We start from the raw sequence: 16,347 nt of genomic DNA, 5'->3' as shown, positions 1-16,347 counted from the left end.
CCGGGCTCAGGCGCGTACGGGACCGGCGCCCTCGCGGGCGTCGCGCAGCGCGCGGATCGCGGTCCAGGCCGCCTCGGCCGCCTGCTGCTCGGCCTCCTTCTTGCTGCGCCCGGAGCCCTTGCCGTACTCCTTGCCGCCCACGCGCACGATCGCGGAGAACGACTTGGCGTGGTCGGGCCCGCTCTCGTCCACGTGGTACTCCGGCACGCCGAGCATCTCGGCGGCGGTGAGCTCCTGCAGGGACGTCTTCCAGTCGAGCCCGGCGCCCAGCGACGCCGACCGCGTGATGAGCGGGTCGAACAGCAGGTGGACGACGCGGAACGCCTCGTCCAGGCCCTTGTCGACGTACACCGTGCCGATCAGGGCCTCCAGCGTGTCGGCCAGGATGGACGACTTGTCCCGGCCGCCCGTGCCCTCCTCGCCGCGGCCGAGCCGCAGGTATTTGCCGAGGTCGAGCGTCCTGGCGACGTCCGCGAGCGCCCGCATGTTGACCACGGCGGCGCGCAGCTTGGCGAGCTGACCCTCCGGCAGGTCCGGGTGGTTGCGGAACAGCGTGTCCGTCACCACGAGACCCAGCACCGAGTCGCCCAGGAACTCCAGGCGCTCGTTCGTCGGCAACCCGCCGTTCTCGTACGCGTACGAGCGGTGCGTCAGCGCCCGTTCGAGGATGCCGGTGCTGAGCCGGACGTCCAGAGTCTGGAACAGCTCGTCCCTTGCGACTTCGACGGGCACGGGCTTGACAGACGGCGCGGCCATGAAATCCTCCCAACTCCTAGGTGCAGGCAGGGCCGTGCACGGGAGGCAGGTGGACCGGCCGAAGGCCCGAAGGCGTGGTGGACGCCGGTCCGCCGGGAGCCGATGGCCCCGGCGTCCACCACGGCCGCGGGCGTGCATGTCGGTGCGTACCGTCCAACCGCCACCGCACGTTCCTTGAAGCACGGTAACGCCGACCGGCTCGTTTTGACGATCCGGCCGGCGCCCCGATGGCTACGCGCGATCAGGCCGACGGCTCGACGACCTGACGGCGGTTGTAGGTGCCGCAGGTCGGGCACGCGACATGCGGGCGCTTGGGCGAGCGGCACTGCGGGCAGCTCACGAGTGCGACCGCCGCCGCCTTCCACTGGGACCTGCGGGCGCGGGTGTTGCTCCGCGACATCTTCCGCTTGGGGACGGCCACGTCAACCCTCCTGATCGTCTTCCTGTTCCACAACCAAACCCTGCAGCGCCGCCCAGCGGGCGTCGATCGAGTCGTGCCGGTGGTCAGGGCCGGCCTCCGCCAGCCTGATCCCGCACTCCGCACAGAGACCGGGGCAGTCCTCACCGCACACCGGGCTCAGCGGCAGTGCGAGCACCACCGCGTCACGGAATACCGGCTCGAGATCGAGCAGTTCACCGTCGAGGAGCAGATCGTCCTCTCCGGCGTCCTCCGCCGAGTAGAAGTAGAGCTCCTGGAAGTCGACCTCGATCTCCGAGGTCAACGGATCCAGGCAGCGCGAGCACTCCCCCGTCAGGGGAGCCTGCCCCGTGCCCGTAACGAGCACGCCCTCCATCACCGCCTCGAGCCGGATGTCCAGCTCGACGTCGGCGTCCTTGGGAACGCCGATCATTCCGACCGCGAGATCCGCCGGTGCCGGGAGGACCGGGCTGAGCGTGCGCATCGATCCCGGTCGGCGCCCCAGGTCGTGGGTGGAAATCACCCAGGGGGCTCGGGGATCGAGGCTGTGCAGACTCATCCTGCTCTCGTTAGGCATGGCGAATCACCGCCGTCGTGCAAGGCTGAAAGGCAAGAATACCAGCCCCGGTTCAGCCTCTGAGCCGCTCCACGAGCAGCTGGTGGACGAGGTCGGGGACCAGGCCGGACACGTCCCCACCATACCGGGCGATCTCCTTGAGCCTGCTGGACGACAGGAAGGAGTACTCGGGGTTGGTGGACATGAACAGCGTCTCGACGCCCGACATCCGGTAGTTGAGCTGGGCCATCTGCAGCTCGTAGTCGAAGTCGCTGACCGCCCGCAGGCCCTTCACGATGGCCGGGATGCCCTGCTGCCTGCAGAAGTCGACCAGCAGGCCGTGGAACTTCTCGACCCGGACGTTGCCGTACTCCTTCGTCACCGCCTGGAGCATCTCGATGCGCTCGTCGACGGTGAACAGGCTGTGCTTCTCGATGTTGATGAGCACGGCCACGACGACCTCGTCATACAGCCGTGACGTCCGGCCGATGATGTCCAGATGTCCGTTGGTCACGGGATCGAACGACCCCGGGCAGACGACACGACGCAAGGCGCACCCCCATAGATTCACGGGTTCCCGGCTGCGTGACCGTACCAAACGGCCGCTTCGCCGTATCGACGGACCCTGTCTTCGGTGAAGCCCGCGGGCCACACCAGGTCCTTACCCCTCGACTCCCGCTCGACGGCCACGAGCGCGCCCTCCGCGAGCCAGCCGTTGTCGCGCAGCGCCTCCAGCACCCGGGAGACCGCCTCGTCGGAGACGGCGTAGGGCGGATCGGCGAAGACGAAGTCGTACGGCTCCTCGCACGGCCGGCCCACCACCCGCTCGACCTTTTCGGCCCGCAGGGACGCCCCCGGCAGCCCGAGCGACGTGATGTTCTCCCTGATCGTGCGTGCAGCCCTGGCGTCCGACTCGACCAGCAGCGCGTGGGCGGCCCCCCTGCTCAGCGCCTCAAGCCCGACGGCGCCCGACCCGGCGTACAGGTCGAGGACCCGGATCCCGTCCAGCGGGCCGAGCGCGGAGCCGACGGTGGCGAATAGGCCCTCCCGGGTGCGGTCGCTCGTCGGCCTGGTCGATCTCCCCGGCGGGACGGCCAGCCTGCGTCCCCCCGCCGTCCCTGCGATCACCCGCGTCACGCCTTCATTGTCCCGCCCGCGGCGGCCTTCCCCGCACGGCGGGGCGAAGGACCCGGAAGATCGCGCGGGTCAAGAGTGGGCAAGCGGCGGCGACGAATGAGTAAGAGTCGTATCGCGGGCTCCGTCACATGCGCATCATGAGTTCTGCGGCCTTCACGGTGACCCAGGGGAAGGCCGGCCGGCGTGGTCGTGAGCCCTTCCGCACGTCGGCGCCCTCGGCACCTGACCCGAGGGCGGGCCCAGCCGGGGGCGGCATTCGGGGGGAGGCCGTCCCAAGGCTGGGCCCTGGGTCGTCAACGGGCGTCGTGTTCACACGGCGCCCGTTTCAATTTCCCGCCCTCACGCCGGCGGTCACGCCTTTTCGAGGAACTCGGCGCGCTCGTCGGCGACCATGGTGTCGATCTCGGCACGCAGGGCCGGGTGGGCCGACAGCTCGGAATCGGCGGACAGCAGGGCGGTCGCCTCGGTCCTGGCGCTCTCGATCACGTCCTCGTCGCGCAGAAGCTGCAACAGCTTGAGGGAGGACCTGCGCCCCGACTGGGCGGCGCCGAGCACGTCGCCCTCCCGGCGCTGCTCCAGGTCCACACGGGACAGCTCGAACCCGTCGAGGGTCGTGGCCACCGCGTCGAGCCTGCGGCGCGCCTGGGTGCCCTCCGGGGCCTCGCTCACGAGCAGGCACAGCCCGGGCAGGCCGCCCCGGCCCACCCGGCCGCGCAACTGGTGGAGCTGGGAGACGCCGAAGCGGTCGGCGTCCATGATGACCATCACCGACGAGTTGGGGACGTCGACGCCGACCTCGATGACCGTGGTCGCGACCAGGACGTCGATCTCGCCCCGGGCGAAGGCGCGCATCGCCGCGTCCTTGTCCTCGGGCGCGAGCTTGCCGTGCAGCGCCTGAATCCGCAGGCCGGCCAGCGGACCCTCCCCGAGCATGCGCGCGACGTCGAGCACCGCCAGGGGCGGCCTGCGCTCGTCGTCGTCCTTCGCGAGGTCGCCCTCGTCGCCCTCCTGGTCGCCGATGCGCGGGCACACCACGTACGCCTGGCGGCCCAGGCCGACCTCCTCACGGACCCGCTGCCATGCGCGGTCGAGGAAGTGGGGCTTCTCCGCGGCGGGCACCACGTGCGTGGTGATCGGGGCCCGGCCCGAGGGGAGCTGGGAGAGCGTGGAGACCTCCAGGTCGCCGAACACGGTCATGGCCACCGTGCGCGGGATCGGCGTCGCCGTCATGACCAGCACGTGGGGACGTCCGCCGCCGCCCTTCTCGCGGAGGGCGTCGCGCTGCTCGACGCCGAACCTGTGCTGCTCGTCCACCACGACCAGCCCGAGGTCGGCGAACTGGACGTGCTCCTGGAGCACGGCGTGGGTGCCGATCACGATGCCGGCCGCGCCGGAGGCCGCGTCGAGCAGCGCGCCGCGCCGCGCGGCGGCCCCCATCGAGCCGGTGAGCAGCGCGACCGCGGTCCCGCCGAACATCCCGCCGGCCGCGAGATCGCCCAGCATGTTCACGATCGACCGATGGTGCTGCTGGGCGAGGACCTCGGTGGGGGCGAGCAGCACGGCCTGCCCGCCGGAGTCGACCACCTGGAGCATCGCGCGCAGCGCGACCACGGTCTTGCCCGCGCCGACCTCGCCCTGCAGGAGCCGGTGCATGGGGTGTTCACGGGCGAGGTCGGCGGCGATCTCCTCGCCGACCTGCCGCTGCCCCTCGGTGAGCTGGAACGGCAGCCGCTTGTCGAACTCGCGCAGCAGCCCGTCGTCGCGCCCTGGGCGGGCCCTGGCGAGCCAGGCGGACGCGGCCATGCGCCGCCGCACCAGGACGGCCTGCAGGACGAACGCCTCGTCGAACTTCAGCCGGTCGTGCGACCGGGCGACGTCCGACTGGCTCCGGGGCCGGTGGACGCGCCGCAGCGCCTCCTCGATCGGCAGCAGCCCCAGCCGCTCCCGTATCTCGGCGGGCACCGGGTCGTCCAGGCTGAGCACGTCGAGCACCGTGCGCACGGCCCGGCGGATCTTCCAGCTCGGCAGCCCCTGGGCGGAGGGGTAGATCGGCACCAGCGCGGAGGCGAACTCCTCGGCCGTCTCCTCCGTCTCGTCGAACGACTCGTACTCGGGATGGGTGAGCGAGACGCGCCTGGTCCTCCCGCCGACGAAGACGCCGACCTTGCCGGAGAACATCGCCTCCGTGCCCGGTGTGAGCCGCTGCTCGGCGACGTAGGCGCCCTTGCCGAAGAAGGCCAGGTGCAGCTTCTCCTTGCCGTCGGTCACCTCGATGTCGAGCCAGGTGCCCTGCCGGTTCTTCATCGGCCTGCGCACGGCGGACGACACCTTGGCGACCACGGTGACGTGCTCGTCGTGCTCCAGGGACGCGATGGGCGTCAGCTCCCCCCGCTGCGCGTACCGCCGCGGATAGTGGCGCAGCAGTTCACCGACCGTGCTGATGCCCAGCGCGCTCTCCAGCGGGGCGGCCGACCTGCCGACCACCTTCTTGAGCGGCTCGTCGAAGCTCGTCACGACACCAATTCCTACCCGTACAGGCCGACAATCCGGCTACTCGACGCCGATGAGGAGGGGATAGCCGCCCTGCCCGCCCTCGTACACGACGATCTCCAGGTCCGGTCGGACGCGCTCCAGGTGGTCGCGCACCGCCCGCAGGAGCGCCTCGGGCGCGCCGGCGCCGGTGACGAGCGTGACCATCTCGCTGCCGCCGGAGACCAGGCGCCGGACGACCTCCACCGTGGTCGCGGCCAGGTCCGCGCCGATCAGCGCGACCTCGCCGTCCACCACCCCGAGCACGTCACCGGGACGGCAGATCCCGGCGCTGGTCATCGCCTCGCGATCGGCCACCCACACGTGCCCGTGGCGGGTGTGCCCGGCGGCGTCGGTCATCGCCACGATGTCGTCGTCGAAGCGGCGCAGCGGGTCGTGCACGGCCAGCGCGGCCAGGCCCTGCACCGACGCCCGGGTGGGCAGGACGCTGACCGTCACGCCCTCCTCCCTGGCGATCTCCGCGGCGGCCACGGCGACGTCGTGCACTGCCGCGTCGTTGGGCAGCACCGCCACCTCGGTCCCGGCCTCGCGGACGGCCCGTAACAGGGCCGCCGCCGTCGGGGCCGAGCCCGGCTCGCGCCGCACGACCACCGCTCCCGCCTCCCGGAACAGGGCCGCCAGGCCGTCTCCCGCGGCGACCGCGACGACGCCCCTCGCAGGGCCCGGCTCGTGCGGCCGTCCCCCGAGGTAGGTCACCTTGATCCGATGCGGGCGTCCCGCCCGCAGCCCGGCCTCGATCGCCGCGCCCGCGTCGTCCACGTGGACGTGGACGTTCCACAGACCCTCCCCGCCGACGATCATCAGGCTGTCCCCCAGCGCGTCGAGCTCGCCTCTCAGCCGGTCCACCTCGTGCGCGCCCGCGTCCAGGAGGTACATGACCTCGTAACCGGGGCCGCCCGCGTCCCGCCGCCCGAGCTCCTCAGGCGCGATCCGCCCGGCCGGGGCAGGCACCTCGTGCCGCTCGCTGTACGCCTCGGTCACCACCTCGGCCAGGCTCTCCAGCAAGATCACCAGCCCGGCCGCGCCCGCGTCCACCACGCCGTTGCGGGACAGCACGCCGAGCTGACCCGTCGTACGGCGCAGGGCCCGCCGTGCCTCGTCCGCCGCCCGGCAGGCCACCTCGGTCAGGTCGTCGGGCGCGTCGCGTACGGCATGCGCCGCGGCCGACAGCACGCTCAGCACCGTGCCCTCCACGGGCCGGACCACCGCCGCCCTGGCCATCTCGGCCGCCCTCGTCAGGCCGTCGCGCAGGTCGGCGCCGCCTCCCTGTGCGCGCCCGAGCACCTCGCCCATGCCCCTGACGGCCTGGCTCACGATCACCCCGGAGTTGCCCCGCGCGCCGAGCAGGGCCCCACGCGTCAGGGCCTCCCACGTGGCGCCCGCGTCCGCGTCGCCGGGCAGCGCGTCCACCGCCTCGGCCGCCGACAGGATCGTGAGGTGCAGGTTCGTGCCGGTGTCCCCGTCGGGCACGGGGAACACGTTGAGCGCGTCGATCTCCGCCCTGGCCCGGCCGAGGGCCGCCGCGCAGTGGCGCGACCAGCGGCGCACCGCGGGGGGATCGAGCACCTTGAGCATCAGGCCGACCTTCCTTCCGCGCGCTCCTGCCCCTCGATGCGCTACCGTTGGCGGGTACGAGACTATCCCCGTTCGCCGGAGTCCCGTTTGGCGTGCACCGGCGAACATCGGATATCCTCGTGTGGCCAGCCGGTTGTCCCGGCATTGCTCGGACGAGCCGCTGCACCGGCGCCGGGCCGATCGACTGATTCAAAGGAGCGATTACCGTGGCTTCCGTCTGCGACGTCTGCGCCAAGAAGCCGATTTTCGGCAACAACATCTCCCACTCGCACCGCCGCACCCGCCGCCGCTGGAACCCCAACATCCAGACCGTGCGCGCGGTGGTCAACGGGACGCCGAAGCGGATGAACGTCTGCACCTCCTGCATCAAGGCGGGCAAGGTCTCGCGCTGACCGTCTGACTCCCTCGAGAGCCCGCCACCGGATCGGTGGCGGGCTCTCGTGCTCCTGCGACCGGCGACGGCGAGGGCGTGAACCGGAATAACCCCGGCACGGTGCGGTTGATCACGGTCATGGCCCAGATCCTCGTGACGGGCGCGACCGGCAACGTCGGCCGGGAAGTCGCCGCTCAGCTCATAGACGCCGGTGTCCCGGTGCGCGCGTTCGTCCGCGATGCCGCCCGGACGACCCGCCTGCCGGAAGGCGTGGAGATCGCGACAGGAGACCTGTCCGAGCCGAAAACCCTGGAAAGGGCGCTGAGCGGGATCACGACGGTGTTCCTGGTCTGGCCCTTCCTCACGTCCGAGGGCGCGCCGGCCGTCCTCGCCACGATCGCGGGCTCCGCCCGCCGCCTCGTCTACCTGTCGTCGTCGGGCGTGAACGAGGGCGCCGAGCGGCAGACCGATCCGATCAACGCTCTCCACGCCGGCATGGAGAGCCTCATCGAGGCGTCGGGCCTGGAGTGGACCATCCTGCGTGCCGACACGATCGCCTCCAACGCCCTGGGGTGGGCCGGGCAGATCCGGCAGGACGGTGTCGTACGCGGCCCCGACATCGCCCCCACGGCGGTGGTCCACCCGGCCGACGTCGCGGCCGTGGCGGCACGCGTGCTGACCGGCGACGGGCACGTGGGCGCCACGCACGTGCTGACCGGACCGCAGGTGGTGAGCAGGGCCGACCAGGTCCGCGTGATCGGCGAGGCGATCGGCCGTCCGCTGCGCTTCGAGAAGGTCCCCGTGGAGGCGGCACGGGAGCGGATGCTCGCGGACGGACGGCCGCCCGCCCTGGTCGAGGCGCTGCTGGCGAGCACGCGTAGACCCCGGTCCGACCTGATCACGTCGACGGTGGAGGAGATCGTCGGGAGGCCCGCGCGATCATTCCGGCAGTGGGCCGTCGACCACGCCGCAGACTTCCGCTGACGACTCAGGCGTCCGCCCGCATCCGCCAGCCGTGGTCCACGGGGCCGATGCCCGCGCCCAGGGGGAAGCCGTGCGCGATCGCGCCCGTGACGTACTCCTTGGCCCGCCGTACGGCGCCGGGCACGTCCTCGCCGAGAGCGAGGTACGACGCGATCGCGGAGGCGAGCGTGCAGCCGGTGCCGTGGGTGTGCCGGTTGTCGTGCCGCTCGGCCGTGAAACGGTGCGCGCTCGACCCGTCGGTGAGCAGGTCGACCGGCTCCCCGGGGAGGTGGCCGCCCTTGATCAGCGCCCATTTGGGGCCGAGGGCCAGCACGGCCTCGGCGGCGCGGGGCAGGTCGTCCTCATCCTCGACCTTGACGCCCGTGAGCTGCTCGACCTCCCACAGGTTGGGGGTGACCACGGTCGCGGTCGGCAGCAGCATGCTCTTGACGGTCTCCACGGCCTCCGCCGCGAGCAGGCTGTCGCCGTGCTTGGACACCCCGACCGGGTCCACCACGACCGGCGCGGCCACGCCCGCGAGCACCTCCGCGACGGTCTCCACCAGCGCGGACGACGCCAGCATGCCCGTCTTGATCGCCTGGGCTCCGATGTCGCCGAGGACCGAGTCGAGCTGTGCCCGCACCGCCTCCGGGGGCAGTTCCCAGTAGCCCTGCACGCCCAGTGAGTTCTGCGCCGTCACGGCCGCGATGACGCTCATGCCGTGCACGCCGAGGGCCAGCATGGTCTTCAGGTCGGCCTGGATGCCGGCGCCGCCGCCGGAGTCCGAGCCCGCGATGGTCAGGACACGTGGTGGGGTGGTCATGCGCCCATCCAATCAAAACGCCCGCCGCTCCCCCGAAAACGCCCCGTCCCCGGCCGGGCGGACCCGACGGGGGCGGTCAGTCGCCGCGCCGGGACGGGCCGGGGCCGGTCACCTCGCATCGCCCCTCGGAGAGCACGCAGTCGGCGGGTGCGGCCGACGCGCCGTCGGCGTGGACGGTCAGCGTCAGCGTGCCGCCCTCGTCCAGCCTGGCCTGCGAGCTCAGGGTCAGGGTGTCGCCCTGCTGCCGCCAGTCCGCCCCCTCGACCGCGGTCACCTGCCCGCCGACGGCCAGCCGGATGGTCCATGCGGGCATGGCAGGTCCCTCGTTGCGTACGGCGATCCGGGCCGTGTAGCCGCTCCGGTCACGGTCTGTCACCGTGAAGCGCACCCCCACGGCCGGACCGCCGCCGGCGAGAGCGGATCTCGTCCGCGCCGTGTTCGTACCGGTCGTGTGGTTCGTGCCGGTCGTGCGGTCGGGGCGGGTGCCGGCCTCGTCCGCGCCCGCGGTGTCCCCGGCGTCCCCTGTGCTCCCGGTGTCGTCGGTGTCGTCCAGCGCGGTCTCACCGGGCGTCGCGCCGTCATCGGACGCGGTGCCCGTCGTGTCGTCCGGGGCGGCCGTGACGGCGGCGGGAGCATCGCCCACCCGCGGAGACGCGTGGGCCGACGCACGCGGGGCGGCGGTCGACGGGGTGCGCGTACGGGCGGACGCGTGGTCGCGGTCCCGGCCCTTCGAGGCCGCGGTGGAAACCGGCGTGGCCTGAGGAGCCGCCGACCCGCCCTGCGCCGCCTTGTTCTTCCCCGTGTCGTTCTGGTCTGTGCCACCCTGATCGGCACCGGTCGTGCCGGAGTCCTCCTGGCCGTCCTGGACCGGGTCGCCGGTCGGATCACCCGGGGCGGGCGTCTCGCCGAGGGCCTGGCCGGATCCGGACGCTCCGTGCGGCCCGTCCGCGGCGGCGCAGTTCTCCGAGGTCGGGCAGGCCGTCGTCGGCTGCTCCATGGTGAGGGAGGTCCGCCCGGCGATCAGCCGGGCGCCGCCGGTCGTGACACCCACGGCCAGCAGCACTGACAGCCCCGACACGAGCGCCAGCCGCCGCATCCGCCTCGGCTGCCTCGCACGGTCGTCCCGGTCCTGCCCGGGAAGGTCACGGTCCCCGGCGCCTCCGGACGTCACCAGACGCTCGGACGGCGGCGTCAGGCTCCCGGACCCCAGGCTCCCGTGCTTGAGACTCTCCGGCGTGAGGCTCTCGGACTCCAGCCTCTCGGGCGAGAGGGCGGCGAACATCCCGGTCGTCGCCTCCGACGGCGGCACGGGCCACGGCACCGCGGCACCGGCTGTCACAGCTCCACCGGCTGTCACAGGGCCTCTCACAGGGCCGCCGGTCGTCTCCGATGGCGGTGCCGGCCAGGGCGCGTGCCCGCCGCCCGGCCGCGGCCCGGAGTGGGCCTGCGGGGTGTCATCCGGCGTCGCCGGAGGACGGAAGGCCAGGTGGTCCGGGCCGGCACCCCTCTCTGAGGGGTCGTCCTGAGCCGGGGAGGGCTGTCCCTCTCGTGCCTTGCGTCCTGCCGTGTGACGGCCCATGACGGTCCTTCCTGTTGCCGACCGCCATACTTAATAACAGACCTAATACGCCTATGTCACAAATTTCACATCACGCACGGAAGTGATCCCATCCCCCTCTGGTCCAGGTCTGCCCGTCGACCCGCACTCCGCGACCCTCCGTGACCGCCCCCATACGCGTCCACTCCGGCGGAAGCCGTACCTCGGGAGGGAACGTCGCGGCCAGAGCGTGGTCGTCGCCGCCGGTCAGCACCCACTCCAGGGGGTCCGCGCCGAGTTCGCGCGCCGCCGCGGACAACGCCTCCGGCACGGGCAGAGCGGCGGCGTCCAGTTCGACGGCCACGCCGCTCGCGTCGGCGACGTGACCGAGGTCCTGCAGCAGGCCGTCGCTGACGTCGAGCATCGCCGTCGCGCCGAGCAGCGCGGCCCGCGGACCGCAGGGGTACGGCGGCCGGGGACGGCGGTGCGCCTCCAGCAGCGTCACGAGATCCGCGGAACCGCCGGTCACGCCCGCCCCGAGCAGGGCCAGGCCGGCCGCCGCGTAGCCGAGGCGGCCCGCCACGGCGACCACGTCGCCCGGACGCGCGCCCGACCGGGTCACCGGGGACCGGCCGCCGAGGTCGCCAAGCGCGGTCACGCCGAGCACGACGGTCTCCGAGCGGGCGATGTCGCCCCCCGCCACGGTCGCCCCCACCAGGTCACACTCGTCGCGGAAGCCGTCGGTCAGGGCGTCCACCCAGTCGGCGCCGACGTCCGCGGGCAGCCCCAGGCCGACCACGAGGGCGGTGGGATCGGCTCCCATGGCAACGATGTCGGAAAGATTCTGCGCCGCCGCCTTACGGCCGATGTCGTAGCCACTCGACCAGTCGCGGCGGAAGTGCCTACCCTCGATCAGCAGGTCCGTGCTCACGACAACCCGCCCGTCGGGGGCCTTCAGGACCGCGGCGTCGTCGCCGGGGCCCAGCAGTACGGCCGCAGTCCGCGGAAGGCGTCCTGATATCCGCTGAATTACTCCGAATTCGCCGAGATCTCCGACTGTGATAGCACACCCCTAGTGCATTCGAGGTACGGTTACGCTCCGGCACTGATCTCTACCCGGAGGACGTCATGGTGCAGGCCTACATCCTTATCCAGACCGAGGTCGGCAGGGCCGCCAACGTGGCCGAGGAGATCTCCTCCATCCCCGGGGTGACACAGGCCGAGGATGTCACCGGCCCCTACGACGTGATCGTCCGCGCCCAGGCCAACAACGTGGACGAGCTCGGCAAGCTCGTGGTGGCCCAGATCCAGGCCGTGAACGGCATCACTCGTACACTGACGTGTCCGATCGTCCACATCTGAGCGGAACACGAGCCGGGGAGACGATGCGAGAGGCGAAGGGGCCCGTAGGCGTCGCGCTGGCAGGCACGGCCCTGGCCACGCTCGCCCTGCTCACCGGCTGCTCGTCCACCGTCCACGTGGAGCCGCCCACGCCGACCGGCGAGGCGGCGGCGGCCTGCCGCAAGCTCGACGCGGCGCTGCCGAAGACGCTCGACGGGCTCGACCGGGCCGCCTCCGAGCCTCCCTCGCCGTACGTCGCCGTCTGGGGTGACGGCCAGATCGCCCTGCGCTGCGGCGTGCCCAGGCCGGCCGCGATGGAGCCGACGGCGGAGGTCGCCGACATCAACGGCGTCGGCTGGTTCCAGGACCCGCGCCGGCCGACGCTGTTCACGTCCACCAACCGGGTCGCGTACGTCGAGGTGACGATCGGGCAGGGGCACCAAGCCGGGGCCGTGCTGGTCGACCTGGCCGAGCCGATCAAGTCGAGCATCCCGGAGTAGCTACCGCAGACCCGCGCGCCGGCGCAGCGCGAGCTGGATCAGGTGGTCGACCAGGCCGGCGTACGGCAGGCCGGTGGCGGCCCACAGCTGCGGCGCGACCGACAGCGACGTGAAGCCCGGCATGGTGTTGATCTCGTTGACGATCAGCTCGCCCGACGGCGTGTAGAAGAAGTCGACCCGCGACAGGCCCTCGCAGCCGAGCGCCTCGAACGCGCGCACGGCCATGGACCGCAGCGTCTCCGCCACCTCGGCCGGGATGTCGGCCGGCGCCTGGAGCGCCATCTGGTCGGGGTAGTACTTGGCCTCGAAGTCGAAGAACTCGCGGTCGCCCCGCACGAGCACCTCGCCGGGGACGCTCGCCTCGGGGGCGGCGTCGTCGAGCGACTCCAGCACCGCGCACTCGATCTCCCGGCCGACGATGGCGGCCTCGACCAGCACCTTCGGGTCGTGCTCGCGGGCGACCTCGATCGCCGCCTCCAGCGACTCGGGGTCGTGCGCCTTGGAGATGCCCTGCGACGACCCGGCCCTGGACGGCTTGACGAACACCGGCCAGCCCAGCTCCTCGACCTCCTTGAGCACCCGGCCGCGGTCGAGCCGCCAGTCACGGTCGCGTACGACCACGAACGGGCCGACCGGCAGCCCGGCGGCGCGCAGCACGAGCTTCATATACGCCTTGTCCATGCCGACCGCGCTGGCCAGCACACCGGAGCCCACGTAGCGGACGCCGGCCATCTCCAGCAGGCCCTGGATCGTCCCGTCCTCGCCGAACGGCCCGTGCAGCATCGGGAACACGACGTCCACCCGGCCGAGCGCGCGCGGGATCTCACCGGATTCGAGAGCCACGAGGGCGCCGGAGTCCCCGGGGAGCGCGAGCGCCGTGCCGGAGTCCTCCACGACGGGCAGGCGGCCGGACTCGATCGCGTAGGACTGGTTGCCCGACGCCAGCACCCAGCGCCCGTCCTGGGCGATGCCGATGGGGATGACCTCGTACTTCGACCGGTCGATGGCCTCCAGCACACTACCGGCGCCCATCAGGGAGACGGCGTGCTCGGAGTTGCGGCCGCCGAAGACGACTGCCACGCGCACGCGTGACGGGGACTCGCGATCCTCATTCATGATGCCCGAATCTACCGTGTTCGAGGCGCAAAACGGCTTGTCAGCCACGCGCGTCGTGGAGGTCCGTTATCCCCTATCAGACCCTGGTCAGACGCCGTACCGCTCCGGCTTGGGGGTACGCGACATCAGCAGCACGGCGGCCTCACCGGGGGTCATGCCGTCGTGGACGACGCCGACGACCACCTCGGTGATGGGCATCTCCACGTCGTGTTTCCTGGCCAGTTCGAGCACCGACTCGCACGACTTCACCCCCTCGGCCGTCTGCTTCGTGGCGGCGACGACCTCCGCCATCGTCATGCCGCGGCCCAGGTTCTCGCCGAACGTGCGGTTGCGCGACAGCGGCGAGGTGCAGGTGGCGACGAGGTCGCCCATCCCGGCGAGGCCGGCGAAGGTGTGCTGGTCCGCCCCGAGCACCGCGCCCAGCCGGGCGATCTCGGCCAGCCCCCGCGTCATGAGCGTCGCCCGCACGTTGTCGCCCAGGCCCATGCCGACCGCGACGCCGACGGCCAGTGCGATGACGTTCTTGACCGCGCCGCCGAGCTCGACGCCCACCACGTCCGGATTCGTGTAGGTCCGGAACCACGGCAGATGGCACGCCTCCTGGAGCCGTGCGGCCACCTCCTCGTCGGAGCAGGCGACGACGGCGGCGGCGGGCTGCCGCTGGGCCAGTTCGGGGACCAGGTTGGGCCCGGAGACCACGGCCACCCGGCGTTCCGGCACCTCGGCCACCTCGCAGATGACCTCGCTCATCCGCTTGCAGGTGCCGAGCTCGACGCCCTTCATCAGGCTGACCAGCACGGCCTCCGGCGGGATGTGGGGCTTCCAGCCCTGGAGGTTGGCGCGCAGCGTCTGGGACGGCACCGCGAGGACCACGAAGTCGGCGCCCTCCATGGCCTCGGCGGGGTCCGTCGTGGCGCGGATGGTGTCGGGCAGCCGCGTCCCCGGCAGATACTCGGGGTTCTCCCGGGTCTCGTTGATCGCGTCGACGATCTCCGCCCGCCTGCCCCACAGGGTCGTGGGGGTGCCGGCCTCGGCGAGGATCATCGCGAACGTGGTGCCCCACGAGCCCGTTCCGAAAACAGCCGCCCTGCTCACTGGCCGCACCACTCCTCTTGCTCCGCGCGCTCCTCCCTCACCGTACGCTCCGCTCAGCCGTTGGCCGCGTTCTTGGGGTCATAAGGGACCTCCGGCGCCTTCTCATCCCGAATCTCGGCGAGCAGGTCCGTGATGGCGGCCGTGATGTCCGCGGTCGCGTCGCGCAGAACCGAGCCGCGCATGGGCTGCCCGGCGTACTTGGACAGGTCGACCGGCGGCCCGGTCAGCACGTGGAAGGTCGTGCGGGGCAGCAGGCGGGGCTTCTTCGCCCCGTACGGCAGCAGTTCCTGGGCGCCCCAGTGAGCGATCGGGACGACCGGCACGCCGGTCGCGAGGGCCAGCCGGGCGACACCGGTCTTGCCGACCATGGGCCACAGGTCGGGATCGCGGGTGATCGTGCCCTCGGGATAGAACAGAATGCAGGCGCCGCTCCGCAGCCGCTCCTCCGCGATCTTGAGCGATTTGGTGGCCTCGGTGCTGTTCCGCTCGACGGGGATGGCCTGGAGCTGGGCGATGGCGTGACCGAGCCCGCGGATCCGGAAGAGACCCGCCTTGGCCAGGATCGTCGGCCACCGCCCGTTGTTGTACAGGTAGTGCGAGAGCAGCACGGGGTCGGACCACGACAGGTGGTTGGCCGCGATGATCAGACCGCCGCTGCGGGGGATGTGCTCCCCGCCGCGCCACCTGCGCTTCACGAACAGCCGTGAGAGCGGCTTGACGACGACGACCGCGAGCGTCTCCCAGAAGCGCGGCGGCCGGCCGGCACGCCGGCTCACCCCGGCGGGGGCCGGCGCTGCGGGTGTGGCCGAGGAGGTGGTCGGGTCGGACGAGGGCTCGCTGGGGTGGCTCACAGGGTCTCCAAATCACCGGGATCCGGCACAAGTCTCCCGGTTGGCCAAGGGCGATGTCGAGGCGGGATGCTACAGGCATGCACCTCGCGCGATGGTCAATAGTGGTCCCGGTGAAGACCCTGATCCGGGCCAAGACGCGGCTCGCGGCGGCGGCCGGGCCGCACCGGGCCGATCTGGCGGTCGCGGTGGCCTCCGACACCGTGGCGGCGGCGCTGCGGTGCCCCCTGGTGGCCCGCGTGGTGGTCGTGACGGCCGACCCGCTGCCCGCGCGGCGGCTCGCCGCGCTCGGGGCTCATGTGGTGGCCGACCCCGATCGGGGGCTGAACACCGCCCTGCGAACCGGGGCGGAGGAGGCCGTACGGCTCGCGCCCGGCGACGCCGTCGGCGCCCTGCAGGCCGACCTGCCCGCCCTGCGGCCGGCGGAGCTGGAGACGGTGCTCGCGGCGGCATCGGAGTTCGACCAGGCCTTCGTCCCCGACGCCGCCGAGGTGGGGACGACCTTCTACGGTGTGCGGCCGGGTGTGTCCTTCCGGCCGGGGTTCGGCGGCGAGTCGCGGGTCAGGCACCTGTCCCGGGGGGCCAAGGAACTGACCCCGCCGGGGATCGCGTCCGTGCGCAGGGACGTGGACACCGTGGAGGACCTGCGCGAGGCCCTGGTCCTGGGCGTCGGCCCCGCCACCGCCGAGGTCGCCGCCCTGATCCTCGGCGGCACGGCCCCCCGGCCGTAGCGGGCGGCCGCGCCCGCCCCGCCGGTCG

The 16,347-nt window shown here is 72.4% G+C and carries 18 protein-coding genes; 5 read left to right on the top strand and 13 right to left on the bottom strand.

The window, feature by feature from the left end:
• Positions 1-6: 6 nt before the first annotated feature.
• The 7 genes from rnc to FLW16_RS23300 all read right to left on the bottom strand — a co-directional run bounded on the left by rnc (position 7) and on the right by FLW16_RS23300 (position 6,992).
• Complete coding sequence (rnc, locus tag FLW16_RS23330) at positions 7-756, bottom strand: ribonuclease III (protein WP_142562238.1); 750 nt, start codon at positions 754-756, stop codon at positions 7-9.
• Positions 757-997: 241 nt separating this feature from the next.
• Positions 998-1,177, bottom strand: coding sequence for a 50S ribosomal protein L32 (gene rpmF, locus FLW16_RS23325; RefSeq protein ID WP_030506036.1), 180 nt, complete (start codon positions 1,175-1,177; stop codon positions 998-1,000).
• Between the two features lies 1 nt (position 1,178).
• Positions 1,179-1,733: a DUF177 domain-containing protein gene (locus FLW16_RS23320; protein WP_142562237.1), complete on the bottom strand. Its 555-nt coding sequence runs from the start codon at positions 1,731-1,733 to the stop codon at positions 1,179-1,181.
• Between the two features lie 70 nt (positions 1,734-1,803).
• On the bottom strand, positions 1,804-2,280 hold the full coding sequence (gene coaD / locus FLW16_RS23315) for a pantetheine-phosphate adenylyltransferase (RefSeq protein WP_142562236.1): 477 nt from the start codon (positions 2,278-2,280) through the stop codon (positions 1,804-1,806).
• A 17-nt stretch (positions 2,281-2,297) separates the two neighbouring features.
• The gene (gene rsmD, locus FLW16_RS23310) at positions 2,298-2,867 is read right to left on the bottom strand and encodes a 16S rRNA (guanine(966)-N(2))-methyltransferase RsmD (RefSeq protein ID WP_142562235.1); all 570 of its coding nucleotides are present in this window, start codon (positions 2,865-2,867) and stop codon (positions 2,298-2,300) included.
• A gap of 351 nt (positions 2,868-3,218) precedes the next feature.
• The gene (gene recG, locus FLW16_RS23305; protein ID WP_142562234.1) at positions 3,219-5,381 is read right to left on the bottom strand and encodes an ATP-dependent DNA helicase RecG; all 2,163 of its coding nucleotides are present in this window, start codon (positions 5,379-5,381) and stop codon (positions 3,219-3,221) included.
• Between the two features lie 36 nt (positions 5,382-5,417).
• Positions 5,418-6,992, bottom strand: a complete 1,575-nt coding sequence (locus tag FLW16_RS23300; RefSeq protein WP_142562233.1) for a DAK2 domain-containing protein — start codon at positions 6,990-6,992, stop codon at positions 5,418-5,420.
• 206 nt (positions 6,993-7,198) lie between these two features.
• On the opposite strand from FLW16_RS23300, the gene rpmB reads away from it, so the two are divergent.
• Together rpmB and FLW16_RS23290 are read left to right on the top strand one after the other, a co-directional pair.
• Positions 7,199-7,384 (top strand): 50S ribosomal protein L28, encoded by a 186-nt coding sequence (gene rpmB, locus FLW16_RS23295; protein ID WP_079312702.1) that lies wholly within the window; start codon positions 7,199-7,201, stop codon positions 7,382-7,384.
• Between the two features lie 77 nt (positions 7,385-7,461).
• Positions 7,462-8,349 (top strand): NAD(P)H-binding protein, encoded by an 888-nt coding sequence (locus FLW16_RS23290; protein WP_260615491.1) that lies wholly within the window; start codon positions 7,462-7,464, stop codon positions 8,347-8,349.
• Positions 8,350-8,353: 4 nt separating this feature from the next.
• On the opposite strand, the gene thiD is transcribed toward FLW16_RS23290, so the two are convergent.
• From thiD to FLW16_RS23275, 3 genes are all read right to left on the bottom strand, one after another.
• Positions 8,354-9,151, bottom strand: coding sequence for a bifunctional hydroxymethylpyrimidine kinase/phosphomethylpyrimidine kinase (gene thiD / locus FLW16_RS23285; protein WP_142562232.1), 798 nt, complete (start codon positions 9,149-9,151; stop codon positions 8,354-8,356).
• Between the two features lie 76 nt (positions 9,152-9,227).
• Entirely contained in the window at positions 9,228-10,490 is a 1,263-nt protein-coding gene (locus tag FLW16_RS23280; protein WP_142562231.1) for a hypothetical protein, read from the bottom strand.
• A 310-nt stretch (positions 10,491-10,800) separates the two neighbouring features.
• A complete protein-coding gene (locus tag FLW16_RS23275; RefSeq protein ID WP_142562230.1) occupies positions 10,801-11,751 on the bottom strand; it encodes a thiamine-phosphate kinase in 951 nt (316 codons plus the stop codon).
• Between the two features lie 65 nt (positions 11,752-11,816).
• On the opposite strand from FLW16_RS23275, the gene FLW16_RS23270 reads away from it, so the two are divergent.
• Positions 11,817-12,050, top strand: a complete 234-nt coding sequence (locus tag FLW16_RS23270; protein ID WP_142562229.1) for an Lrp/AsnC family transcriptional regulator — start codon at positions 11,817-11,819, stop codon at positions 12,048-12,050.
• Between the two features lie 23 nt (positions 12,051-12,073).
• Positions 12,074-12,529: a DUF3515 domain-containing protein gene (locus FLW16_RS23265; protein ID WP_142562228.1), complete on the top strand. Its 456-nt coding sequence runs from the start codon at positions 12,074-12,076 to the stop codon at positions 12,527-12,529.
• On the opposite strand, the gene FLW16_RS23260 is transcribed toward FLW16_RS23265, so the two are convergent.
• From FLW16_RS23260 to FLW16_RS23250, 3 genes are all read right to left on the bottom strand, one after another.
• The gene (locus FLW16_RS23260) at positions 12,530-13,645 is read right to left on the bottom strand and encodes a D-alanine--D-alanine ligase family protein (RefSeq protein ID WP_142562227.1); all 1,116 of its coding nucleotides are present in this window, start codon (positions 13,643-13,645) and stop codon (positions 12,530-12,532) included.
• An 87-nt stretch (positions 13,646-13,732) separates the two neighbouring features.
• Positions 13,733-14,740 (bottom strand): NAD(P)H-dependent glycerol-3-phosphate dehydrogenase, encoded by a 1,008-nt coding sequence (locus FLW16_RS23255; protein WP_142562226.1) that lies wholly within the window; start codon positions 14,738-14,740, stop codon positions 13,733-13,735.
• Positions 14,741-14,793: 53 nt separating this feature from the next.
• The gene (locus tag FLW16_RS23250; RefSeq protein ID WP_260615490.1) at positions 14,794-15,591 is read right to left on the bottom strand and encodes a 1-acyl-sn-glycerol-3-phosphate acyltransferase; all 798 of its coding nucleotides are present in this window, start codon (positions 15,589-15,591) and stop codon (positions 14,794-14,796) included.
• 77 nt (positions 15,592-15,668) lie between these two features.
• On the opposite strand from FLW16_RS23250, the gene cofC reads away from it, so the two are divergent.
• Positions 15,669-16,319, top strand: a complete 651-nt coding sequence (gene cofC / locus FLW16_RS23245) for a 2-phospho-L-lactate guanylyltransferase (protein WP_142562225.1) — start codon at positions 15,669-15,671, stop codon at positions 16,317-16,319.
• Positions 16,320-16,347 lie beyond the last annotated feature (28 nt).

The organism is Microbispora sp. KK1-11 (assembly GCF_006874435.1).
Taxonomy (GTDB): Bacteria; Actinomycetota; Actinomycetes; order Streptosporangiales; family Streptosporangiaceae; genus Microbispora; species Microbispora catharanthi.
The sequence above is the reverse complement of the archived record's forward strand: the minus strand, read 5'-3'. Positions and strand labels throughout refer to the sequence as shown.